Source organism: Planctomicrobium stercoris (assembly GCF_051465655.1).
Lineage (GTDB): Bacteria > Planctomycetota > Planctomycetia > Planctomycetales > Planctomycetaceae > Planctomicrobium.
This window is the reverse complement of the sequence record NZ_CP195791.1, coordinates 1212026-1235960: the sequence shown is the minus strand read 5'-3', so window position 1 is coordinate 1235960 and position 23935 is coordinate 1212026. Positions and strand designations below refer to the sequence as shown.

22 protein-coding genes are annotated in these 23935 nt (G+C 57.4%); 8 read left to right on the top strand and 14 right to left on the bottom strand.

The genetic code is table 11. The annotated features are described in order from the left end of the window. Positions 1-27 precede the first annotated feature (27 nt). From SH661x_RS05045 to SH661x_RS05020, 6 genes are all read right to left on the bottom strand, one after another. Positions 28-1464, bottom strand: coding sequence for a transposase (locus SH661x_RS05045; RefSeq protein WP_437228656.1), 1437 nt, complete (start codon positions 1462-1464; stop codon positions 28-30). 250 nt (positions 1465-1714) lie between these two features. Then, on the bottom strand, positions 1715-3217 hold the full coding sequence (locus tag SH661x_RS05040) for a hypothetical protein (protein WP_437228654.1): 1503 nt from the start codon (positions 3215-3217) through the stop codon (positions 1715-1717). A 329-nt stretch (positions 3218-3546) separates the two neighbouring features. Then, positions 3547-4203, bottom strand: coding sequence for a hypothetical protein (locus SH661x_RS05035; RefSeq protein ID WP_437228652.1), 657 nt, complete (start codon positions 4201-4203; stop codon positions 3547-3549). A gap of 133 nt (positions 4204-4336) precedes the next feature. Continuing rightward, positions 4337-5983, bottom strand: a complete 1647-nt coding sequence (gene miaB, locus SH661x_RS05030; protein WP_437228649.1) for a tRNA (N6-isopentenyl adenosine(37)-C2)-methylthiotransferase MiaB — start codon at positions 5981-5983, stop codon at positions 4337-4339. 294 nt (positions 5984-6277) lie between these two features. After that, positions 6278-6700 carry an OsmC family protein gene (locus SH661x_RS05025; RefSeq protein ID WP_437228646.1) on the bottom strand — a complete coding sequence of 141 codons (423 nt, stop codon included), beginning with the start codon at positions 6698-6700 and terminating at the stop codon, positions 6278-6280. Between the two features lie 195 nt (positions 6701-6895). After that, on the bottom strand, positions 6896-7102 hold the full coding sequence (locus SH661x_RS05020) for a hypothetical protein (RefSeq protein WP_437228644.1): 207 nt from the start codon (positions 7100-7102) through the stop codon (positions 6896-6898). A 276-nt stretch (positions 7103-7378) separates the two neighbouring features. Between SH661x_RS05020 and SH661x_RS05015 the strand changes: the two genes are divergently transcribed. Beyond that, positions 7379-8068, top strand: coding sequence for a response regulator transcription factor (locus SH661x_RS05015; protein WP_437228642.1), 690 nt, complete (start codon positions 7379-7381; stop codon positions 8066-8068). A 1-nt stretch (position 8069) separates the two neighbouring features. Further along, on the top strand, positions 8070-9509 hold the full coding sequence (locus tag SH661x_RS05010; RefSeq protein WP_437228639.1) for an ATP-binding protein: 1440 nt from the start codon (positions 8070-8072) through the stop codon (positions 9507-9509). A gap of 75 nt (positions 9510-9584) precedes the next feature. Here the strand turns inward: SH661x_RS05010 and SH661x_RS05005 are convergent, their stop codons facing one another. After that, on the bottom strand, positions 9585-10814 hold the full coding sequence (locus SH661x_RS05005; RefSeq protein ID WP_437228637.1) for a tetratricopeptide repeat protein: 1230 nt from the start codon (positions 10812-10814) through the stop codon (positions 9585-9587). Between the two features lie 194 nt (positions 10815-11008). Between SH661x_RS05005 and SH661x_RS05000 the strand changes: the two genes are divergently transcribed. Together SH661x_RS05000 and SH661x_RS04995 are read left to right on the top strand one after the other, a co-directional pair. After that, on the top strand, positions 11009-12076 hold the full coding sequence (locus SH661x_RS05000) for an NAD(P)/FAD-dependent oxidoreductase (RefSeq protein ID WP_437228635.1): 1068 nt from the start codon (positions 11009-11011) through the stop codon (positions 12074-12076). Continuing rightward, positions 12064-12624 carry a class I SAM-dependent methyltransferase gene (locus SH661x_RS04995; protein WP_437228633.1) on the top strand — a complete coding sequence of 187 codons (561 nt, stop codon included), beginning with the start codon at positions 12064-12066 and terminating at the stop codon, positions 12622-12624. The genes SH661x_RS05000 and SH661x_RS04995 overlap by 13 nt, the downstream gene beginning before the upstream one ends. Positions 12625-12649: 25 nt before the next feature. Here SH661x_RS04995 and SH661x_RS04990 read toward each other — a convergent pair whose 3' ends face one another. After that, the gene (locus SH661x_RS04990; protein WP_437228630.1) at positions 12650-13984 is read right to left on the bottom strand and encodes a glycosyltransferase family 87 protein; all 1335 of its coding nucleotides are present in this window, start codon (positions 13982-13984) and stop codon (positions 12650-12652) included. Positions 13985-14587: 603 nt separating this feature from the next. On the opposite strand from SH661x_RS04990, the gene asnS reads away from it, so the two are divergent. Both asnS and SH661x_RS04980 read left to right on the top strand, forming a co-directional pair. After that, on the top strand, positions 14588-15994 hold the full coding sequence (asnS, locus tag SH661x_RS04985; RefSeq protein ID WP_437228628.1) for an asparagine--tRNA ligase: 1407 nt from the start codon (positions 14588-14590) through the stop codon (positions 15992-15994). A 600-nt stretch (positions 15995-16594) separates the two neighbouring features. After that, positions 16595-16906, top strand: coding sequence for a MazG nucleotide pyrophosphohydrolase domain-containing protein (locus tag SH661x_RS04980; protein WP_437228625.1), 312 nt, complete (start codon positions 16595-16597; stop codon positions 16904-16906). A 488-nt stretch (positions 16907-17394) separates the two neighbouring features. Here SH661x_RS04980 and SH661x_RS04975 read toward each other — a convergent pair whose 3' ends face one another. From SH661x_RS04975 to SH661x_RS04955, 5 genes are all read right to left on the bottom strand, one after another. Further along, positions 17395-17535 carry a hypothetical protein gene (locus tag SH661x_RS04975; RefSeq protein ID WP_437228623.1) on the bottom strand — a complete coding sequence of 47 codons (141 nt, stop codon included), beginning with the start codon at positions 17533-17535 and terminating at the stop codon, positions 17395-17397. Then, on the bottom strand, positions 17510-18382 hold the full coding sequence (locus SH661x_RS04970) for a hypothetical protein (RefSeq protein ID WP_437228620.1): 873 nt from the start codon (positions 18380-18382) through the stop codon (positions 17510-17512). The genes SH661x_RS04975 and SH661x_RS04970 overlap by 26 nt, the downstream gene beginning before the upstream one ends. A 91-nt stretch (positions 18383-18473) precedes the next feature. Beyond that, positions 18474-19127: a hypothetical protein gene (locus SH661x_RS04965; RefSeq protein ID WP_437228618.1), complete on the bottom strand. Its 654-nt coding sequence runs from the start codon at positions 19125-19127 to the stop codon at positions 18474-18476. A gap of 397 nt (positions 19128-19524) precedes the next feature. Beyond that, positions 19525-19824 (bottom strand): membrane protein insertion efficiency factor YidD, encoded by a 300-nt coding sequence (gene yidD / locus SH661x_RS04960; protein ID WP_437228616.1) that lies wholly within the window; start codon positions 19822-19824, stop codon positions 19525-19527. Then, on the bottom strand, positions 19809-20342 hold the full coding sequence (locus SH661x_RS04955; RefSeq protein ID WP_437228614.1) for a PSP1 C-terminal domain-containing protein: 534 nt from the start codon (positions 20340-20342) through the stop codon (positions 19809-19811). The genes yidD and SH661x_RS04955 overlap by 16 nt, the downstream gene beginning before the upstream one ends. A gap of 134 nt (positions 20343-20476) precedes the next feature. Here SH661x_RS04955 and SH661x_RS04950 point away from each other — a divergent pair, with 134 nt between their 5' ends. Further along, complete coding sequence (locus tag SH661x_RS04950) at positions 20477-21421, top strand: aminotransferase class IV (protein WP_437228611.1); 945 nt, start codon at positions 20477-20479, stop codon at positions 21419-21421. A gap of 31 nt (positions 21422-21452) precedes the next feature. Here the strand turns inward: SH661x_RS04950 and SH661x_RS04945 are convergent, their stop codons facing one another. Beyond that, positions 21453-22031, bottom strand: coding sequence for an RNA polymerase sigma factor (locus SH661x_RS04945; RefSeq protein ID WP_437228608.1), 579 nt, complete (start codon positions 22029-22031; stop codon positions 21453-21455). Between the two features lie 522 nt (positions 22032-22553). On the opposite strand from SH661x_RS04945, the gene SH661x_RS04940 reads away from it, so the two are divergent. After that, entirely contained in the window at positions 22554-23900 is a 1347-nt protein-coding gene (locus SH661x_RS04940) for a reverse transcriptase family protein (RefSeq protein ID WP_437228605.1), read from the top strand. The last annotated feature ends 35 nt before the right edge of the window (positions 23901-23935 follow it).

Genomic DNA, 23935 nt, shown 5'->3' with positions numbered 1-23935 from the left:
TCCACTTTGCGCAGATCAAAAGTGAGTTTAGCAGCCCGTTGAAGTTGGCATGATTTGGAGTTTCCGGGGTGTACGTGGTCGCTGTGGGGTCAATTGCCAGTTGATGTCTCGGAACGCCATCGGATGAGCTGTCCTTGCCTGGAGCGAGCGCGGGAAGCTTCTCAGGGTGGCCCAGAGAAGCGTGCAGGTTCCCCAGAGTGCCAGAATGGCCCGGATTCCGCCTTGCAGACCTCTGGGTTTGCCGATGCCGAACGCCTTGAGCATCAGCAAACCCAGGTTCCTGGCTGCAGCCACGATCAGGTAACGCTTGTTGATCTTCTCGAGTCCTCGCAGCCACGTTCGCCTCGCTCCGCCGGTCTCACACACATGGGCGAAGCTGCGTTCGACTTTCTCGCTGCGTTGACGCTGCAGGTCCTTTCCTTTGGCTCGACTCATGCGTTGGCGGTTGTTGAGCACTGCCTGCTGCACCTCCTCCGGCTTGTCGGTCCACGTGCGATTGTGTTGTGAATTGGGCTCCGGGATGTACGTTCGCAGTCCCAGCTGCGTGGCCTGCGTGATCGTCTCGTTCTTGTGATACCCCTTGTCGGCAGCGACCTCTTCAATCTCTTCCGGACTGCCAGCGAGAATCACGTTCTGCTGGGCATTCACCACACTTTCGATGAGCGTGCCGGCATCACTGTCCGTTCCATGACACACCGTGGCGGAGAGGATGAACTCATTCTCCAGGTCGATCACATGCTCAGCCTTATAGCCCAGATGAGTGCGGCCATCTTTCATCTTCACGATGCGGGAATCAGGATCTGACGAGGATTCCCAGTCCGTGTTGGAGACCTTCTTCTTCCCCTGCTGATGACGGGTTTTGTCGAACTTGCGGAGGTCTTCATCGCTGGGGGTCGCTCCCTCTTCGATCAGCCCTTCCTCCTGCATCAGGCGTTTGAGGAACTCCTTCCAGTCTTCTCCGGAGTCCTTACGGACGATTGTCTTCATGGCGGCATTCGCCTCCAGCAGCGTGGAGTCCACACCGCTCGTTTTGAGTTTCATCAGGCCGTGTTCATCGATGATGCTGAGTACCTGCTGGAACACCTGCTGGTGAATCTCCAGCGGGAGTCGATCACGGATGCGGGTCAGGCTGCTGTGATCGGGAGTCTCTTTCCCCAGCGGAATGCCCAGGAACCTTCGCAGCGACAACGAATCTTCGCATCTCCAGGCGATGCCTCTTTGGGAGTCGATCCCTTCAAAGTACCCGACCAACAGCATGCGGAAATAGACGCCCGGAGGGATCGACATGCGACCTGTGCTGGCATAATACGGGGAGCAGAGGTCCTCGAGAACCTTGTCGAATCCCGCCTTGGCCAGCACCTGATTGAGCTTGTCATAAAAGACATGCCCCGGCCCTTTGGAGAGATTCTGAACCGGCATCCAGAACTCCTGCTGCTGCGACTCCTCCCGCTTCCCCAACGCCATCGGTCACCCTCCCTGAATGCCTGAAATCCGAACCACCGGCAATCTACCAGACCTGTCAAGCGAAGAAAGGAAATTCAACGGGCTGTTAGAGCGGTTTTGCAAATAATCTATTACGTTCCGCAGGCGATAATATGGACTTTCATGCGGTGAAAATCCAGAATCGCCTGCACATGATAGACCAAACTGGTCTAGCCACACACTTGAAGTGTGTGGCTAGACGTTTTGAACTTCAATTGGTGCGGAACGTCTTTCAACCGGTCCCGAGTTTCTGATCGTATGCTTCCAGATCACGCATGAACAAAGCGAGCGTGGACTGCAACGTGTCACGCTGGATTTTCCACGTCGGATTGTCTTCCGTGTACTTGCTGCAGTGTTCGATGAACAGACGGTAGAGGAACTTGAACAGGTGCCGGGGGGCTCGCAGGCGGTCGAACACCGCCAGCAGTTCCTGCTCGCTGACCGAATCGTCAAACAGATTGCGAATCGAGACCGGCTTCTCGGCCAGTTTCGCACACGCCCGGATACGGTCGTTCGCCACGTCATACAGCCCCTGCCCGGTCCAGCTGAGCGAGAGGACCATGTTCTGCTTGTCCAGTCGTGAACGTTCGTAGAACTCTTTCTCCTGTCGATTCAGGTAGCCAACGACCGTCGACGGGAGCAGCAGTTTGAACGCGATTCCCGGGTGCTTGAGGAACTTGTTGTCGAACAGCGGCCAGACCAGATCCTTGATCCGTTCTGGAGAACCGTGCACCAGGTGCGGCTCATCCACGCGGTCGACCAGCACAACAATGCTGGTGAACCCGAGCGTCTCCAGCGCCGACTGCAGACGGACCAGCAGTTCGTAACGGTCATCACCCCGTGCCCGGCTGGGGAACGGCTGTCCGATGAGTTCTGTCTGCTGGAACTGGCTGAGGATCTTTCGCAGCGAACCGACCTGATGATCGACGATACGCACCTGCTTCTGCACACCCCAGGCGGTCCACCAGCACTTGAACTGCCGCCACAGGAACGGGAGCCAGAAGGCGACCACCACCAGCAGCATCCAGATATTGAAGATCGAGCGGGGATCCCCTTTGGCGTACCAGATCCGCGCGGCGACCGATGCGATCGTCCCCAGAATTCCAATCCCCAAGTCCCAGTGGGCTCGCCAGGTCGAAAACCGGAGTTTCTTACGGAGCATGGCCCAGCGGTGTGGGGCCGAGACGTCGCGGTTCTGATCGTAAAACGCTGCGAGCATCTGCAGATCCCGTTTCTGGGGCCGGGTCAGCTTCGCCATCGCATCGAGGGAAATATTGTGGGTGGGGTCCTTGGTGTCATGGCCGTCATTGCGAATCGTGTCCGCCAGCCGGGTTACCGCCAGCGTCAGAATGCAATCCATGTGGTCCCACAGTCTCCAGTTCTGCAGGGCCCGGTCCGGCTTCCGCTGCCGGGTCGAGAGTCGATCTCTGAACGCATCCAGAAACGGATTGAAGTCTTCGTACTGCACGATGAACGCCCGCTGCATCGGGTGTTCCTGATTGAACTTCTGCAGCTTGCTGACGATCTGCAGGCGGAGTGCGGTCTTTCCGCTTCCCTGTTCCCCGAAGACAACGGAGGTGGCGGGACTCATGGGATTTCCATAAATCTTGTCCCACGCAGGGTGATGCGTACCGTTGAGGCAGTATTCGCGAAACACCTGATCCGAAGCAGCGTCTTCCTGGGCGAACGGGTTTTCAGTAATCCCGTAGTGGTCCAGAAGTTGGTGAACTTTCATGAATTCCGTCGTCTCAACAGGAGGGAATTTGCTCTCGGTGCGAGCTGGGCGCCGGGAGAAAATAGGGGCTCTTCACTGGATGTAATGGATGGCCCCCGGTTCTGCAACCACCCGGCTCAATTCGAACCGCGGATGAACCGCCACAACAACGGTTCCACCACCCCAGCCCGGGCTGCCTGGAGTGATTCACGAGGCGGCGTGTCCCTTCTTCGTACTGTCGAGGGAGACTTTGTGAATGCAAAAGGCTGTCGGACATCTTTCAATCCGGCAGCCTTTCAGAGTCATTCAATCATGCTGACAGGTGAGTGTCGTCCCCTCGACCGGAGCAATCACCATCCGCAGCAACCGACTGTCGAGTACCCGAATGAACCGTAATTTCCATACGAGACGTACGATCCGGGGTACGCCACTGTATACGGATTGTTGATCCCGTACCCGAATGACGAGTAGGTTGCATTGGAGTATACGGGCGTCGAATAGGAAACGCTTACGCCCGGTGTGTACCCGACATTCACGGTCGCATAGGAGGGATAGCCGTAGGCGTTGCCGTACCCGTAGCTGTAGGCAGGAGCGTAGGTTGCTCCAAAATAGGATGGGCTGTACGTGTAGCCGTAATAGGGGTACCCATAAGAACCGTAGTATGGAGAGCTGTACCCGTAGGATGCGTAGTAGGGATAGTTGTATCCGCCCCAGCCATAGCTGTAACTGTAGCGGGGATATCCCCAGCCGTAGCTGTAGTAAGGATAACCGTAGCCAGCATAGAGGCCTCGACCGCCCCAGCCCCAGCCGCGATAGCCACCACCCCAGCCGCCGTAATAGCCGCCCCAGCCTCGGTACCCGCCTCCCCAGCCGCCGTAGTAGCCCCGTCCCCATCCCCCATAGTAGCCGCCGCGCCAGTGACCCGCCTCCGCAGGTTTCACGTCGCAGGCAACGAACAGCGTCACGGCCAAGAACAACGCAGCGAGATACCGAAATAGCTTCGCCACAATACGCCTCCCTATCAGAAAATCGTGCCCATCCCCTCTAATCATCCCATCCGGAAGCGAAATGTCAATATCCTCGGTCGCCCAGGAAGAGCACGTCTGTGCAGACGTGTCTCGCACCGTTGAACTTGCATTTTCAGATCAGAATTGGAAGCAGGCCGCCGGACCCGGGCTGGACACTTCGCGTCACGATCGAGCCGAGCATGGTCGTCGTCGTCACATCGTCGATTTCGATCTCAGCGAGCGTTCCCGCCAGACGCGCATTGCCGGTGAAAACCACGATCCGATCGCACAGTGTCCGCCCCACCAGCTGCAACGGTTCAAAAGATTCAATCGCTGCGGGTGCCGTGACCTGGGCAGGTGCGGGGAGCGGTGATGGCGCCGAAGGGACTCCCCCCAGCGTCACCAGTTCCGTCATATCTGGCTGCGACTGTGGATAGTTGACTGGTTCGGGCCCGCTGTGCCAGCCCGGAAGTGCGTCAGGAGCGGTGCTGACAAGATCCGAACCTTCAGACGTTGATTGACGCTGATCCATCAAGTCGGCTCTCGACTTTCCGCCTCGTCCCCATTTACTGGGGCCTTCCACCAGCACTTCCACCTGCTTGCCGATGAAGGCCGCATTGTCCTCTTCACTGATCTCGTTCTGAACATCGAGCAGTTCGTTGTTCCGGCGGCGTTTCACCTCTTCAGGGACATCGTCCTCAAAGAGCTCATACGCCTTGGTTCCGGGGCGCGGACTGTACTTAAAGATGAAACTGTTTTTGAAACGGAACTCACGAATGGCAGCCACGCTCCTCTGGAAGCTCTCTTCGGTCTCTCCACAGAAGCCGACGATGAAGTCGCTGCTGACCGCACATCCCGGGAGAATCTCCCGGATACGTCCCATCATTTCCCGATAGTCCTCCACCGTGTAACCCCGCTTCATCCGTTTGAGCTGTTCATCGCAGCCATGCTGCAGCGGAACATGAAGATAACGGGCACACTTGGGAAGGTCGCGAATCGCCTCCAGAAGGTCGGTGGTCATGTCCTTGGGGAAGCTGGTCACAAACTTGATGCGTTCGATTCCCGGGGTGTCGTGAATCTTCGCGATCAGGTCGCTCAACCGGTATCGCACTCCCCCTTCGGTGTACTTGTATGAATTCACAGTCTGCCCCAGCAGCGTGATTTCCTTCACCCCCTGGGCTGCGAGAGTCAGAACTTCCCGGTGAATCTCACTGGGAGCGCGAGACTGCTCCGGCCCGCGTGTCGACGGGACCACGCAGTACGTGCAGAACTTGTCACATCCGAACATGATTCTGACAAACGCCTGCCACGGGCTGGGACGCATCGTCGGATCGCGCAGCGGATCATAGCTCTCAAAACTCCCGGCAACCTCGGCGCGGGAGCCTTCCTTACGATCCAGCGAAACCGCGACCTGCTTCTTCCGGGTCCGGCGAACCTCGTCCACCAGATCAGGAATCTCTGCCAGCTGACCGGTTCCGACAATCAGATCGACATGGGGAGCCTTTTCGAAGATCAGCTCCTGATCCTTCTGGGCCATGCACCCGATCACTCCGATCACCAGATCGGGCTTCTTCCGTTTCCCGTATTTGAACCGGCCGACGGAGCTGTAGGTCTTGTGCTCGGCGTTCTCGCGGACGCTGCAGGTGTTGAAGAGGATCGTGTCGGCCTGTTTGGGATCGTCCGTCAGCTCATATCCCCGCTGCCGCAATGAGGCAACGACGAGCTCGCTGTCCAGCACGTTCATCTGGCAGCCGACGGTTTCAATGTAAAGACGATGCATGACTTCAACGGGGTTCGAGAAAAAATGGGCCGTTGAAGTATCGCGAGTTGCCCGCCCCGACGCCAGAGATTTCCCGAAATCCCGGAAATCCTCGCGGCGCAAGAAGAATCTGCAGTGTGAGAAGAAAAGATTCAACACGGAGACACCGAGGCACGGAGAGAAGAAAAACTTTCGACGGAACGACTCTTCGGTGTTCACCCGTTCCGTTCTGACTTCTCTTTCAATTCCTTGTTCCGTGACTCCGTCTCTCCGTGGTGAACTTCTTCATTCCGACCGACGACAGTCTCCGGAACATCACTCCAGAGTCGCGTCCATCGTGATATTCGTGTTCAACAGTTTCGAAACCGGGCAGCCGGCTTTCGCCAGACCCGCAAGCTTCTGTAACGTCTCGTCATCGGCGCCGGGGATTTTCGCCTTCAGCGTCAGATGGACAGACGTGATCGCAAATCCATCGTCGACCTTGTCGAGAGTCACTTCCGCGGTGGTTTCCATCTTTTCGGCGGTCAGCTTGTTTTCACCGAGGATGAGCGAGAGTGCCATGGTGAAACATCCGGCATGAGCAGCCCCAATCAGTTCTTCAGGGTTTGTTCCCGGGCGTCCTTCGAACCGGCTGCTGAAGCCGTACGGGTACGCGCTGAGTGCCCCGCTTTTCGTGGTGATCGCCCCCTTGCCATCTTTGATTCCTCCCTGCCAGACTGCTGAGCCATGAGTTTTCATCGGAATCTCCCTGCAGAAATAGTGAGCTGCGGAACAGGCAATCGCATGTCAGCGAGGCGGTTGTGCGAACGACGTCCCGACTGTGGTGGCCTCTGAAACCTGACAGCCACAATAACATCGCTGAGCTTCCGCGTCAGCGGTGACGCCGGTCTGGCAAGCAAGACGCAGGAAACTGCCCCCAGCCCGGAGCATGAACTAAATCCATCGATGTTCCCATCGAGAACGACTGCCAGGCTTACCCGTCAATTCCATGTCGTCCAGACCGGCCCATCGTCCCGCCCTCGACGGGACATGCCCCGCATCTACCTGAAGTGACATCCAGGCCAGCTCAACTTCCGGTGCGGCGGAGGGAGAATCCTTGAGCAAGTCGAAGCGATGCCGATGGTCGCGAGCTTTTAACATTCCCCACTCTCCTCGGAGGCAGATTCCCGGGAATCCCGTCGCAAAACGGAGTCTTGTTCCGGACGTTCCGTAAACAGAAATCATGCTAAAAGGCATGCCTGTCCCCAGCGTGAAGGTGTGTTAAATTCGGGTTTATCTCTGGAACGTATGAGTGTTCAACGGGGCTCAAGGATTTTCCGAAGATAAAGGAGATTTCATCTACAAATCCTCGCCAATTGCAATTGCCCGATACAATCGACGATTCAATAAATTTCCTGTTCGGGTTCGCAGGTCACCATGAGCAGTCGCATCCTGATTATCGAAGACGAAGCTCGAATCGCAGATTTCCTCAAGCGCGGCCTCACCGAGGAGGGCTATGCGGTCGAACATGTCAGCGATGGGCCGGGTGGCTGGATCGCACTGCAGCGGGAAATGTGGGACCTGGTCCTGCTGGACTGGTGGCTTCCAGGCGAAGACGGCATTGACGTCCTGAAACGATTTCGCCAGCGAAACCGCTCGACCCCCGTACTGTTCCTGACGGCACGTGACGCTTTACAGCAGCGGGTCACTGGACTTGATGCGGGTGCTGACGACTATCTCTGCAAGCCATTTGCGTTTGAAGAACTTCTGGCACGTGTTCGGGCGCTGCTTCGTCGTCCCGACCAGAAGTCGAGTCTCGTTCTGGAACACCTGGATATCCGGGCTGACCTGTCGACTCAGCAGGCGACCCGTGCCGGCTCTCCCCTGATCCTGACAGCAAAAGAGTTTTCGCTGCTCTGTCTATTTCTGAAGCATCCCGGAACGGTGCTCACACGCACCCGCATCTATGACGTTGTCTGGGGAGACCAGTTCGATGGACTCTCCAACACGATTGAGGTTCATGTGAAGGAACTGCGTCGCAAACTGGAACAGTTTGGCCCTCGGCTGATTCAGACCCGCCGAGGTCGTGGATACCTGATGGTCTCCTCGCTGGGGGCGGACTCTTAGCATGACGCTTGTCAACCGGGTCTCCGCGTTCTTCCTGCTCGCGCTCGGAGTCTGCCTCGTGGGCTACTCCGCAGCCATGTACTTTCTGATTCGCGAACATCTGTTCCATCAGTTCGACTCGCAGCTCAACAGTGCCCTCAACGTGCTTGTGGCAGCTGTGGAAGTGGAACCCGATGGCGTCAAATGGCAGCCGTCCGACCACACCATCAATCTCGGAAACGAACGGGAAGAAGACGAAGTCCGCTGGCTGATCGTGAACGAGGTTGGAGGTCTTGTCGACTCCTCCCACAACCTCCGCACTCCTGATCCCGCCGACAGGCAATTGCTCTCACTCGCGAATCCCGCAGAGTTTTCCACCTCAAAAATCAGAAGCTCCGGTCAATGGCGCTACCTGCAGCAGCGATTGGCCTGCACTGATCCCAAGCCGGAGTCGGAACGGGATGTGGATGAATCCGCTGAATTACTGGTCACCGTCGCCCGGGATGCCGTTCGACTGAACTCCGATCTGTGGCGGCTGGGGCTCCTCGCCAGCACTCTCCCGATCGGACTATGGATCGCAGCGGCGGTCTCGGGACGCTCTTACTGCCGCAAAGCCCTGCAGCCTGTCGGAGCGATGGCAGAACGCGCCCGCTCCATGACCAGTGTCGACTTCGATCTGCGCCTGCCTGTTTCTCACCAGCATGATGAACTTGCTTCACTGGCAACTGCATTTAACAGTCTGCTCGATCGCCTGCGGCAGGCCTATCAGCAACAGCAGCGTTTCACAGGAGATGCCGCCCATCAACTGCGAACTCCGTTGACCGTTTTGCGAGGCGAAATCGATGTGGCGCTGCGTCGACCACGCGACGTCGCTGAACATCGTCGAATCCTCGAACTTCTCAGCGCCCAGACCAATGACCTGCAGAAGATCGTGGAAACCCTGCTGTTTCTCGCCCGGACCGAAAACGATACGTCGCCCCCGGATGGACAGGAGATTTTTCTGGATGACTGGCTCCGCGGCTCGCTGACGCACTGGCAAAGTCACCCCCGCTTTCGGGATCTGACGGTGAAGTCGGAATCGGGCGCATTCCTTTCAGTGAGCGTCTCGCTGCTCCAGCAGGCCCTCGACAATCTGATCGGAAATGCGTTGAAGTACAGTCCGGCTGGAAGTCCGGTTCAGATCGGTGCGGACGCCGACGCCGAGTCGGTTTCAATCTGGGTCGAGGATCACGGAAATGGCATTCCGGAAGACGAACGAACGGCCATATTCGACCCCTTCTACCGGTCCGCATCCGCACGTCAGACAGGAGTGGCGGGGACAGGTCTGGGACTGGCGATCGTGGCGAGAATCGCGACAGCACTAGGCGGTAGCGTCCGCTGCGAACAGGCTCACCCCCAAGGCAGCCGCTTCATCCTACACCTGAGTAGGGTCCGCTGTGCGGACCGAACAAAGTCGACCTGACTCTCACTACGCTAAAGTGAATCTATTGGATGCTGGTGTGGAACTGGAGGTCAATCGTGGTCCGCACAGCGGACCCTACGGGTCGCCTTCGAGTCGCTGGCGGGCAATGTCCGCCCATGGACCGCGAGAGTCGTGCTGGAGATATTCTTCCCAGTGGACGCGTGCTTCAGCATCCTCACCCAGTTCATAAAGCGTTTCCGCCAGATGGAAGTGGGCGTCGGGGTATTCCGGAAGCAGCTTGAGTGCGGTCAGAAAGGACTGCTTGGCTGCATTGGAATCTCCCAGCTCGCGATGCAGGCAGCCGATCTGCGTCCACGCTTCCAGAAAGTCGTGATCATGCTCGACCGCTGCGTAATACCGCTCGATCGCACACTCCGCATGCCCCATTCGATACAGGCATTCGCCGATCTGAAAATGGACATCAGCCGAATTGGGAGAAGACATCGCTGCCCGACGAAACGCTTCAAGAGCTTCGTTCAAACGGTCGGCGTCATACAGTCGGCAGCCTTCAATCAGCCAGTCCTTAGGTTCCTGATCCGACAGCTTGTCCGGCCCGAAGCGAATCGAGGAGAGTTCCGTCTCAGCGAGTTCTCCCTCGTCGACAGTCTCCTCCGGGTCGAAGTCCAGAAGTCGCTGACCGCTCGACGCCATGACCAGTCCGTGATCGTCCCGAATGACGACCCCCAGCTGATGAGCGAGGATCTGCAGCTGCTCGAGCGGACGGTCATCTCCGCGCTGGACGCTGGGGAGTCTTCGCAGACTCTCTTCCAGATCTTTACGGGGAACGCCTGATTCAAGAAGTTCATTGAGTCTCCGGGCCGAGCTGACTTCCCGGAAATCGAAGTAAGGGAGCCGGTAGACCATCCGGACCGGGCGGATCAGACCTGCCCGAGCCCAGCCGCGAATGACATGAACGGAAATCCGCAGAATGGAAGAGAGCATCGCGGGCGTGTAGAGCCGATGCACTTCTTCACGATGGTCATTGAGTCCCAGCAGCGAAAGCCAGTTTGATTCGTTGAGCAATTCAATTTCGCTGCCGGACTGACGCCAGCGTTCCGCCTGCTGCAGCTTCACACTCGGCTGTCCGTTATCCTCGAGTGGCCACCCTTCCTCACCAATCACCAGAATTGTGGTCTGACGGCTGACGTGATCCGTCGCGGTCCCACCATGCAGTGCCACCAGCTCTGCCGCCTGGGCATGAGTCATCGAGGCCAGCGTGCCGGTAAAGGCAACTCGCTCGCCTTGCAAACAGGGGGAACTGCTCAGTGTCGACACGGAAGTGGAAGTGATCGCTGCTTGAGTCATAGACCGAAATGATTTCCCGGGTGAACGGTGCCTGAATGCACCAACCCTGCAACATACCCGAGATTCCTGCTCTCGGCAATCACCTGAGTTCAGATTGCAGCAACTGTGTCCCGGAAGTGAAATTGAGTAAGTTGTTGAAGAATTTTCGCCTCACCCTTTCATTTTGTCGAATCTTTTCATCACCCCCTGTTCCGATGTTGAAACCTCGTCATTTTGATGCCTGTCTCATCGGACAGGGACTCGCCGGAACGACCCTGGCCTGGACACTCCTGCTGCGCGGTCAGCGCTGCCTGCTGATTGACCGGGGTGAGGCTGTGACCGCTTCGCGGATTGCTGCCGGTTTGCTCACACCTGTCACCGGTCCCAAACTCGCGACCACGTTGTACTGGAATGAATGTCGAACTCTCGCAGAGTCTTTTTATCGCAGGATCGAACAGCTGACCGGAACAGTCCTCTTCGAGTCTCATCCCGCCCTCCACCTGTTCCGCAGCGAAGACGAGCAGCAGCGATTTCAGTTGCGATGGTCTTCGCAGGAATTTCAAAGGATCACGCGCCCGCTCGACCCATCAGAAATCCCTGCCACGATGATCGCCCCGTGGGGAGGATTTGAAATGCCCACCGCGGGCCGGTTGCACGTGGCCCGGTATCTGGATGTTTCCCGGGAATACTTCCAGAAGGCCGACAGCTTCCTGCAGGCGGACATCGATGCTGCCAGCGATATTCGATTTGACGAAGATGGGATCACTCTTCCGCAACTCCACGTGAGCGCGGACCGACTGATCTTCTGTCAGGGTTTTCCTCCCCAGACCAATGGATGGTTTGACACGGTTCGCTTTCAGCCTGCGAAAGGAGAAATCCTGACTTTGAAAATCGATGGGCTCCAAGAGACCCGCGCGATCCATGCGGACAACTGGCTGGCCCCGATGCCAGACAATACCTTCCTGTCAGGATCCACCTTCGAATGGAAAGAGCTGGACTCGCATCCCACCGCAGCCGCAAGGGAGCTTCTTCTCACCCGCCTGCAGAGATGGCTCAAGTGCACCGTCAATGTGATCGATCAGCGGGGGGCGGTTCGTCCGACCATGCACGACTTCCAACCGGTCATTGGCCTGCACCCTGAGCTGCCGCGACTGGGAATTCTCAATGGTCTGGGAACGAAAGGTTCGCTGATGGCACCTTGGCTGGCGGAACAACTGGCGGACCACATGGATCATCAATCCCCTCTGCCGCGTGAACTGGACGTCCGACGATGGTTTCGATGACACAACTGGCGCACGAGATCGTGCGATCGACACTTCGGCCTGGCGAAACCGTGATCGATGCGACCGCGGGAAACGGACATGACACGCTGTTCCTCTCTCAACAGGTCGGTGTCACAGGCATTGTCTGGGCGATGGACATTCAGCGTCAGGCCTTGGAGAGCACGCAGCGACGGCTGATGACTCATGGATGCTCCAATGTCCGACTGGTGCACGGCAGCCACGCCGAAATGGAACAACTGATTCCTCATTGCCTTGAACAGTCCATCAGCGCGATCATGTTCAACCTCGGGTATCTCCCCCATCATGATCACCAGTTGACGACCAAGGTGGAGACAACAGTCATCGCGTTGCAAGCTTCCCTTCGCGCACTGCGACCGGGTGGAGTCCTCACGGTCATGACTTATCGCGGGCATCCGGGAAGCGAAGAAGAAGCCGGCAGCGTTGAAGAGTTAATTGATTCGCTCAAGGCGGATACCTTCGGATCGTTCCGTTTTCCTCAAGCCAGTCCGAAGCGAGGTCCGCACTTACTCGCGGTGAAGAAACTCTGATGCGAAAGCATCGCGGGTGACCACACTACCGAAAGAGGTGCAGGGTCCTGCTGGACATTGAGCGGCCGCTGACGGTCGCAGGCTGCGGCTTCCCGGTGGAGACGTTCGTCTGTTCCAGAAGTTGTTCAACGTGCCCAGGGGCTCGCAGGTGCATCAAGCGAGGACGGAAGACCACCATCAGCATGAGCGGCAGATACCAGAGGAGATACACTCCCCCCTGCTGTTCGTACCAGAGCTGTGTCCCCACGACAGCTGCTGTCGACTGGGCCAGCAAGACCTCCACAGTTCGTGACTTCGGCCAGATGGTCATCACGGTAAGCATGATGAAGTAAGCGACCATCACGGGAAGTCGGTAGACCGAAAGGTAATCCAGGTCTTTCCAGAAGCCGGATGTGTTCGACTTTCCGGAAAGTGCGGAGAGGATCACATTGTTTTCACCAATCGTCCGCTGCACAAAGGAGTCCGAGTCGGCCGACGTGATCGCCAGACAGGCCAACAGGACGATCGCCACACCGCACAGGGCTGCGACGAATCGGCCGGCATTCCGGCGTCCGTAGAACGCTGACCAGATCGGCAGAAGAAAGACCGGAAAGAGCATCGTTCCGCACGCCAGTCCGAGCAACACGCCGGAGACAACCGGCTTTCGGAAACAGACAAACGCCCAGACGATCAAAGCAGCCGGCAGCACATGATTGAACTCACCCACGTTGTACGCGGTACAGGGGAGCAGCAGGTAGAGCGTCGCCATCGCCAGACCGAGATTGCGGTCAGCAAACAGATTTCGTCCGACGAACCAAAGTCCGCTCACCACGGCAGCGTGTGCAAGGATTGCCAGGATACGGGCAGCGATATGTTCGAACAGCAGGACTGCTGGCGAGGAGATCAGCGAAGCTGCAGGGCCGGCTCCAGGAACCTGCGAGCCGTCGGTGCGGGCAACAGTCGCCGTCCCACTTAGCAGGTCGTCTGCACGCTGGACCGTTTCCTGAGTGGCATCCGGAAGAGATTCGGTGACGGCCTGCGTCATGAGAAACGCAAAGGCTGCCACGCAGAAAAAGCCGAGCCCCTGCGGGTTCAGATTCTGCCCCAGGTAGGGACGTCGATTCAGAAAGGGATCAATGAACAGCCGGACCAGAAACAGGCAGGCCACCAGAAACAGCCATAAGTGCCCCACCGACTGGGTCGCTGGAATGTCCGACCCGACGAAAATCAGACCGGGCGAAGCGGACAGCAGCAACAGCAGGTCCACATTTCGCAGCGAGATAATCCGGGTGAACCGGAAGTAGACAGCGATGATCAGCAGCGACGACAGGTAGAACCATGTCGGCCGATTGACTTCGTAACCTTGGAGAAGTGCTTCCATTCAGGGCCTGCAACGATGGAGCTTCATCAACGGACATTCCGTCCGAGATCGATGCGAATCCCACCCTGGATTCCGATTTCGATGACTGCAATCCGATCAGGACTTGATGGCAAGGTTGACCCACATCAGCCTTGTCCCACGAACCTCTTTTGCGATTTGTTGTCGTGACACAGAACGGAAATTCGAACGTCCCATCCTCCGCGAGTCGAAAGGCAGACGCACATTCCGTGCTCTCCAAAGCGTCGTGATTCCCCAACCTCGACGCCTCGGACGAACAACACAATCACGCGATAAACTAGCAAATCTGGAGCGCGAATCCAAGGATAAATCACCATTTCACCAAAATCCACACGCCTACCAATCCCTCCTAACCCTCCATTCCGCACGGGGATACAAAAAGCCACCGGCTCGCAACGGATCAAATTTGACCGGGATGTCAGAGGAATGTCGGCCGGATGGGGCTTTCCAGACGGCGGTTTCGGCACCGCCGGACTGGCGAACAGGGAGAGTTCACCAGCATGCCCTTGAACACCCGGCGCCGTCCACACACAATCGCAGCTGATTCCTTTCAGCCTGCCGGGGTTCACTTTTTAAAGGTGCCTGATGTCTGCCAATCAACCACGTATTGCCACCCTGCTGAAGCTGAGCCCTCCTGGAACGGCGGTCGACATCTCCGGCTGGGTGCGGACCCGTCGCGACTCCAAACAGGCGTTCTCCTTCATCGAGTTGAATGACGGCTCGTGCATGGCGAACCTGCAGATCGTCGTCGACGCCAGCGTTCCCGGATATGCCGAAACCATCAAGAACGTCACCACCGGCAGCAGCATTCGTGTGACCGGAGAGCTGAAGGATTCTCCGGGAGCCAATCAGCGGGTCGAACTGCATGCCCGCACGCTGGAGTTGCTCGGGACGGCCGACGCTGAAAAGTTTCCGCTCCAGAAGAAACGTCACAGCTTCGAATTCCTCCGTGAGATCGCCCATCTGCGCCCCCGGACAAACTCCTTCGGCGCCATCGCCCGTGTCCGCAATTGCGTCTGCCGGGCCATTCATGACTTCTTTCAGGAGCGGGAGTTCCTGTATGTGCAGACCCCTCTGATCACCACCAGCGACTGCGAAGGGGCGGGAGAAATGTTCACCGTCACCACGCTACTGGAGCCGGGACGGGAAGAAAAAGGATTCAAGCCGGGCGAACTCAACTTCGAAAACGACTTCTTCGGGAAGAAAGCCTCACTGACTGTCTCCGGGCAGCTGGAAGGTGAGATCTTCGCCTGTGCGGTTGGCCCGATCTACACGTTCGGCCCCACCTTCCGTGCCGAGAATTCCAACACGACGCGGCACCTCGCTGAGTTCTGGATGATCGAACCGGAAATGCCGTTCTACGAACTGCAGGACAACATGCAGCTCGCGCAGGACTTCATCAAATTCGTCGTGCGAGCCTGCCTGGAGCAGTGCCCGGAAGACATGCAGTTCTTCAATGACCGCATCGACAACACAGTTCTCAGCACGCTGCACAATATTCTGGAGCACGACTTCAAACGTGTCTCGTATACCGAAGCGATTCAGATTCTGGAGCAATCCGGCAAGACCTGGGAATACCCTGTCGCCTGGGGGATGAACCTGCAGGCTGAACACGAACGCTGGCTGACGGAAGAACACTTCAAGCAGCCGATCATCGTTTACGATTACCCGCGCACTCTCAAACCCTTTTACATGTACTGCAACGATGACGGCAAAACCGTCCGGGCGATGGATGTGCTGGTCCCGCGCGTGGGTGAAATCATTGGGGGAAGCCAGCGCGAACACCGACTGGACGTCCTCGAGTCCCGCCTCACCGAATGCGGTCTCGAACCGGAGCCGTACTGGTGGTATCTCGACCTGCGCCGATACGGATCGGTCCCCCACAGCGGCTTCGGCCTGGGACTGGAACGAATGATCCTGCTGCTCACCGGCATGCAGAACATCCGCGACGTCATTCCGTTCCCCAGAACACCGAAGAGCGCGGAGTTCTGAGACGAACCCTAACCACTCTATCAGGTCAACCACTATCAACTGCGATGCTCACCTATGTCTGCCGCAGAAAACACATTGGGTGAACTGTTTGTATCGGCGATGGAGCAACTGTTGAGCGGCAGTCCAGAACTGAAGCACTCGTGGTCGAGTCAAGAAAAGCGGAACGGGCGATGGCTGAAGATTCCGCCCACGAGTAGCGAGGGATTCGAAGTATCAGCGAAGGTCGAAGATCAGCAAGTCATCGTTTTCGCAAACGGAGGTCATGAACATTTCTGCAATTACGACAATCAGGGGTTGGCCATAACCTTGAAAGCCGCCTGCGAATACATTCACGACCTCCTCTCAGGAAGAGTGAGAATCACCGAATATCAGTCAAACGGCTCCGCTTACTGCTGGACATCTGAATCATTCGATGGCTTTTCCTGGACTCCCCAAAGTTCGACTCGGTTACTTTTCTGGAACTACTTCGGAAAACGAAGTCAGCGCATTTTACAAAACCGACACTTACAATCACGCCAAAGCTCAAATGACTGCTGACTAATCCTTACCCTCGACTCATTTGCTCTGGACTCTCGTCTCTCAACTCTGGACTCCCCCCGCATGTCGTCTCAGCTCACTCTTTCCCAGCTTCAGTCCCTCATCAAAACGATGTACTCTTCCAAGGATGAACAGCGGGGAGTCGATGGCACGTTCATGTGGCTGATGGAAGAAGTGGGAGAGCTGGCGGCTGCACTTCGCGAAGGGTCACCCAAGGAACTTGCCTACGAGTTCGCAGACGTACTGGCCTGGCTGGCGACCATTGCAAATGTCGCTGGGGTCGACCTGGAACAGGCTGTGCTGGAGAAATACGGCAATGGCTGCCCCGGCTGCGGACAGATGGTCTGCGCCTGCGGAATTGAAGAGAAGCCGTGACAGAAACCGAACGCTGATCCGAAGAGAAACTCAATGAGTTTGAACCACGGAAAGCACGGAATTCACGGAACATAGAGAGGGAGTAAACCGCGAATAACGCGAATTCAGCGAATCAATCAAGTTGAGGATGATCAAGAGAAACGAGCATCGTCCCGCCTTCCGATTTCTCTTCCTTTCATTCGCCCTATTCGCAAGATTCGCGGTTTACTCCCTTTCGGCCTTTCCGTGTCTTCCGCACTTTCCGTGGTTCAAATCTTCTGAGCCCCAGCTCAAACGCGATCTATCGCAACAGAGACAGCACCATCTGCGGGGATTGAATCAGTCAGAAGTCATCATCACATTGCAGAGACTCCAATGCACAACCCGAGAATGAGATTAGCCACACACTTGAAGTGTGTGGCTAATCTCTTGTTATTGGAATTCAACAGATCGTGAGTTCGGATCCACGCATCAGCAGTCAACTGCCGGCGGATCGTCAAATCGCGATCTTATTGAAACTGCCAGCCATAGCTGCTCAGTTCCAGTGCCAGAAAGATGCATCCGGTCAGGAGTGCGCCGACGGCTACGAACAGCAGTCCGACATACACGTCCGGAGCAGGATCCTCAGAGGCCGAGTTTCGTGGTGACATTGTCGCCTTCCTGAATGATGCCGTTCTTAGCGGGGAGGATCACTTCCCCAACTGCCCAGTCTGGCCCCAGATCCACCACGCGGATCCGTCCCAGCCAATCCGATCGATTTTCCGTACCGTAGGTGCGAATCACATCCAGCTCGTTGGACTTGGTCAAGCCGTCATCGCTGCCGATGGAGATTTCCACAAACTGGACCCGACCGGCTTTGTTCTTCTTCAGCTGCGTCACCAGACCGTCTACCGGCGGAGCGGGAGCGTTCATCTTCGCGACGACTTCGGGATCGGTTTCCATCCCGTGCTTGCTGACCAGCTGTTTGAGATAATTCAACTGAACGAGTCCGCTTTCATAGACGTTGTTCAGCGCCTTGTAAGACTGATCCTTGGTGAAGATCTGATCTTTCAGCTCGCGGTTCTCCGCGTAGAGCTCGTTCACTTTGGACTGAAGCTTTCCGTTTTCAATTCGCTGTTTCTCAGCTTCTTCCTGGCGGAACTTCGCTTCATTGGTCATCGCTTCGGCAACACCGGTCTGGGTCGCCCGCTGAGTCGTGAGAAGAGCGTTCTTCTGGGTCAGATCGACCACCGATGCCTGCAGCCCTTCGACGTCTGCACGGAGCTTTTCCGCCAGCTGTGTCTGCTCATCGAGGTCAGAGCGGAATTTCCGTTCGGCGTTGGTCGCTGCTTCCTGAGCCGCCGAAAGCTTCGTCTGGCTGTCCTGCAGAGACTTCTGACTGTTCTCGTACTTCACGCGCCAGTTCTGATGTACGGCATAAACACCGCCGGCAAATGTCATGAACAGCAGGCTCAAGACCACCTGTACGATGACCAGAATTTTCCCGACGTATGACATATTCCCCACTCCGCTGGTGCGGTGACTTTTCGTTCTTTTGAACTCTTCTGTTGAGCTGATGCTGCCGACGTTTCCGTCGAATATTCAGCAATCAGGGAAGTTCGGCCTGCAACCCCTGCTCGCGAAGATCCGCCCGCTGGCGGTCCCCTTCCAGCTGGATCAACAGGCTTTCGAGGTTTTTCTGAACTTCCTGCAGCCGGAACTGATCCGCCTTCAACTCATCTGCCTGTCGTTTGAGTGCCTGGACATCTTCACGACGCAAGGCAATCTGGTTTTCGATTTTCTGGACTTCGTTGGTGGCTGCGATCACTTCTTTCGCGATCTGTTCATTCTGCAGACGAACTGCAGCGAGGCGTTCACGCTGAGCCTTTTCGTATGCGACCAGCGCCTTCTCGTCCTCCGCCTTGGCTTTGGTGAGGGTCTCAACGCGAGTGGTCAGTTGCGGTTCACGATCGTTCAAATTCTGCAGTTCCGCCTGCTGGCGTTGCAGAATGTCGTCCATGACCTTGATCAGAACGTCCGGGAGACGTTTCGAGGATGCGACCTGAGCCCCGTCGCTGACGCGAGCAGCGGTCCAGACAAAGTCCGGAGCAGTTCCCGACACGAAATTGTAGTGGTGAAAGTAGGGGGCGCGGGTCATCGCCACCCAGTCCGGTCCGCCAAATGTCGTTGCCACAGCAAAACCAGCAAATGCAAGGCTGGTCACCGCGACGAAGACTGCCAGAATCTTGGCGATTTTTGTCATTGTGAGGGGGAAATTTCCTCAAGGACCGAAATGGTTCGTTGGGCCGCTTCTCGATCGACAGCACCCACCCGCACGGCGAACGGTGATGATGGCTGCAGTTTCATCCTACGGATGCCAATTCTGCGGTGTCAACACGCGCATCAGCACCCTGCGTGGAAAATCAAAGTTCCAGATCACATCTTCGGCATCCGACCGACCTCGCCAAAGTCTGAACCGGGGAGGAAGTGGCAGAGAGTGACAGTTCGTCTCCAGCGGCACAGACTGTGCGGGTTATTCGGGTTTTCGCTGGCTCAACGGTCATGGCCACCGCACGTGTTATTCGCCCGGAATCAGACGAAAACCGGCGGATCCCGAGAATTTTGCTGGAGTTCGCTGGCATTGCGAACGCCCGATCACCTCACGGCGGGTCGTATCCTCCGGGGCAGAACGGCTGACACCGACAGACTCGCCAGACCCCTTTCAAAGTTCCCCGAATCGGACCGTGCTTCTTGACGGCCTCAATGAAGTAGTAGCTGCAGGAGGGGTGAAATCGACACCGCCCCCCCAGAAACGGCCCGAGAGTGATCTGATAAAACTTGACGGCAAGGATGAGCAGCCAGGAGACCGCGGTCGAAACCCACCCTCGACTCTTCCAGTCGACTGGGTGCGTGGCGGAGTCAACCTGTCCGGAGTGCTCGCACATCAATGTGACCCACATGACCCGCAGCCGCCCCCTCCTCCCCCCGTGACCGTCACCAGTCCGTCGAGGGAAACCGGTTGCACTTCGATAATCCCCAGCCCGGCTGCAGCTGCCTGCAATGCAAGCTTGGTACATTCGGGTCCGCGTTCATTCAACACGTACAGCACCACCTTGGCACCATCGAGCGTCCACTCGAGATCGATCAGTTGCAGATCGAGTTTCCACTGCGCGATCCGTTCCTCCCACTGGTGGAATTCGGCTTTGGCCTGCCGCTTCAGCTCACTCCCCCGCTGCAGGTCCTCATCGGTCGCCAGACGCAGCACCTCTGAAGCGGGTGGAGCGTCTTCACTGCTGGGTTCCCGTGAGGGGCGCAGCGCTTCCAGCACCGTCCCCAACCCCAGTCCGCGATGCGTCTGGATGACGACGGTCGATCCCCGTGGCAACGGGGTCTCTCCGGACCAGCCTCCGCGCACGACTTCCGGAACAACGCCGTGGCGGACGAGATAAATGGACGAAGCTTGTACGGTCGCAGTCATGCTTTCGATTCTACTTCAGCCGGGTCAAGATGTCAGCGGACTGAGGGAGCCGACAGGCGACCAGAGGGGTCCTGTTGAAGTTCCCGTTCGATCCGAGAACAATGAACGCTTCGCCAGTTCCTTTCAGAAAGTGGATGATGGCCGACCTCCCTTCTTCGACTGTCCCCATCGCCTACCTGAACGGTGAGTTCATCCCGTTCACTCAGGCACAGCTTCCCGTCTTCGACCTGGGAATCGTTCAGGGAGCGACCGTCACCGAACGTTTGAGAACCGTTCGCCATCAGCCGTATCAGGTGCGGGAACATCTGGATCGACTCCAGGCGTCGCTCGCTGCGGTGGGCTGGAGCATGCCACTGGACATGGGGCCGCTCGAAGATGTTCTCGCCGAGCTGGCGCGAGTCAATTCAAAACTGATCCCGCCGCACAGTGACCTTTCGCTGGTCATTTTCGTCACCGCGGGACAGGCGCTGGGGGATGCGAATCAGCTGATCACGTCCAGTCGCCCCTCCGTCTGTGCGTACACCGCCCCACTCCCCTTCGCAGGCTGGGTTCGAGGCTACGAGCAGGGAGTTCATCTGATCACGCCCGAGGTCCGGCAGATTGCCGGGGATGTCATTCCGCCGGCCATCAAACATCGCAGCCGCCTGAACTGGTACCTGGCGGATCAGCAGGCCCGTCGAGCCGATCCGGTATCGATGGCGTTGTTGCTCGACCAGCAGGGCTTCGTCACCGAAACCGCATCAGGCAATCTGTTCATCGTGCGAGGGGATGAACTGTTCACGCCGTCGGCAGAGACAACACTCAGCGGGATCGCTCAGGCGCATGTGATGAAACTGGCCGAACGGCAAGGCTGGAAAGTGCAGCGAGCTCATCTCACGCCCCAGCAGGTCGCGTCAGCCAGCGAAGCATTTCTGACTTCGTCCACCTACTGCATGCTCCCGGTTTCGATGTTGAACGGGACGGAAATCGGGACCAGCGTGCCAGGACGAGTCACCAAGATGCTCATGGACAACTGGAGCGAGGAGATCGGGCTCGATTTCGAACGGCAGACACTCAGGTTCAGCGCCGGCGCAAAATGAAAGGCTCAGCCGCAATCGCGCAAGGTGGCGTTCAGTTCGCGCTGGAGAGCTTTGACTTCTTCATCTTCTCGCGAGCCCGATGCAGCGTGGGGCCGATCGAGTTCTCGGGAATGTTCATCCGACTGCTGATTTCCTGGTAGGTCAGGCCGTCGATGTAAAAGTACTTTACCATCGCCGCTTCAGAAGGAGGAAGCTGCCCGAGCAGGCTGCGAACTTCTTCGATGTCGGCCGCTGTCCGGCTGACTTCCGAACCTCGTGCTGGCAAAGATGCCTGATGCACGGAGGTATGTCCCAATGCTTCCGACTTACGCCTGTTCGTAATGGATTTCACGACGATCCGGCGGGCGACGACAGCCAGATAAGTCGCCAGCGACGATTTCCCCTTGAAGTGCCGCAGCACTGCGAAATCGTTCTTCATCAATGTCAGATAGATCTCGGAGCACAGGTCGTCGACGTCGTCCGGTGAAATTTCAACGCTGCGCATGTACGCGGTGTGACGGATGACATGCACGAAGACGCCGATAAAACGGTCGACAAATTCTTCCCAGGCCCCGGGCTCACGCTTCAGGCATCGCGACAGAATACGGCGGTCGATTTCTACCAGAGGCACGGGTTCGCCTCCGCGAGCCGAGTGAAATGGGACGTGCTGACACACCCAGAACGGGTACCGAATTTCAACTTCTGCACCCAGTTTATGCCTCTGAAATCAACCCGGCAACGGGGAACTTTTCGCCCCCGCGCCCGAAATCTTCGAAAACCGGGCATGCAGAAGGCGTTTCTGATGTAACCGGAAGTATTGACGCAGCCTCGCATCCACCTGCATAATCCCCCCAGATGGCCAGAGGGCTGCACAAGCCCGGTCCCTCGGACACTGCGGGGTTACCCCGCGGGAGAGATTTTGTTCCGCATTCGGCGGATGAATGTCGCATCGGTTCGACTTTGATCCGATTCAACATTCGCTACAGGATTCGTTGTGCAGCCCGCTGGCCAGTTTCCCTGGAGCTGTTTGCTCGCCGGAGCCCCTCGCGGTTTTCGACGGATGAAACGCGGCTCGCCGCGTGGCGAAATTCGCAGACTCAAAGATCATTGGCCGACCTGGTCGAACTTGCCTGACAGACGGTAACTCAGCTTCATGGGATTGTTCGACTTTCTGTGGCGACTTCTGGGTGGCTCTCCTCGCGAACAAAAATCGGTCGAGAAAGCCCTCGCCCCTCCGTCGACGACATCGACGCCCGCTCAGATCCCGCAGAGCGCTGCATCTGCTCCTGCTGCCGCCACTCCGACCCGGCTGCGCAAGACAGATCGGGTTCGCAAACGAATCAAGCTCGAGCCGCTGGAATATCAGGCCAACCTGATCCCGACCCGGCCCGATCAGGAAGTCGTTCGACATCGTCCATATCCGTTTGCCACCATCGGTTCCCGGACCGGCGAGTATCTTGACCTGTCCCGCGATGGCGACGCCCGCTGGCTGGAATACTTTGGCCTGCCCGCCCTGAAAACTCCGGACGACCTGGCGGACTGGCTGGGAATTTCGATCGGCAAGCTGGCCTGGCTCACCCACCGGACCGTGGCCGGTCAACGAGCCGAGAACGAACGCAAGAGTCACTACGCCTACCGCTGGGTCCAGAAGCGTCAGGGGGGCTGGCGACTGATCGAGGCTCCCAAGCAAGAATTGAAACTGGCTCAGGAACAGATCCTCCGCGAAATTTTGAATCATGTCCCGGCACATGCGGCCGCACACGGGTTCGTCCCCGGTCGTTCCATACGCACAAACGCCGCTCCCCATGTCGGACAACGGTTCCTGTTGAAACTGGATCTGAAAGATTTCTATACGAACGTCCGCTACTCGCGGGTCGTGGCGATCTTTCGAAGTTTCGGGTACAGCCGCGAAGTGGCAATCTGGCTCGCCCGGCTGTCGACATCGTCCATTCCTTGGAATCTGAAATCTCCGGTCAGTGCCGTTGAGCTGAGCCGCTATTCCCCCCGGCATCTCCCGCAAGGGGGAGTGACATCACCCGCCCTGGCGAACCTTTCAGCCTATTCACTCGACATCCGTCTGGCGGGTCTCGCCCGATCCTACGGACTGAAATACACTCGATACGCCGACGACCTCACCTTTTCCGGGCCGGGAAAAGCGATTCCGGCCCTGCACGAAATCATTCAGCTGGTCCGCAAGATTGTCCGCGCCGAACGCTTTCACCTGAACAGCAAGAAGTGCCGAGTGCTGCGGAACGGTCAGCGGCAGTCCGTGACCGGCGTGGTGGTCAACGAGCACCTGAATATCTCCCGCAGCGAGTTTGACCGGCTGAAAGCGATCCTGAACAACTGCGTTCGAAAAGGGCCATCCACCCAGAATCTCGCCGCTCATCCTCATTTTCAGGATCATCTGAGGGGCCGGGTCGCACATGTGCTCCACCTGAATCCCAAACGTGGACTCAAGCTGATGGATCTGTACAATCGCATCGACTGGAAGAAGTGAGATTCAGGAAGGGCTGCGCTGAGAATGACCACTCT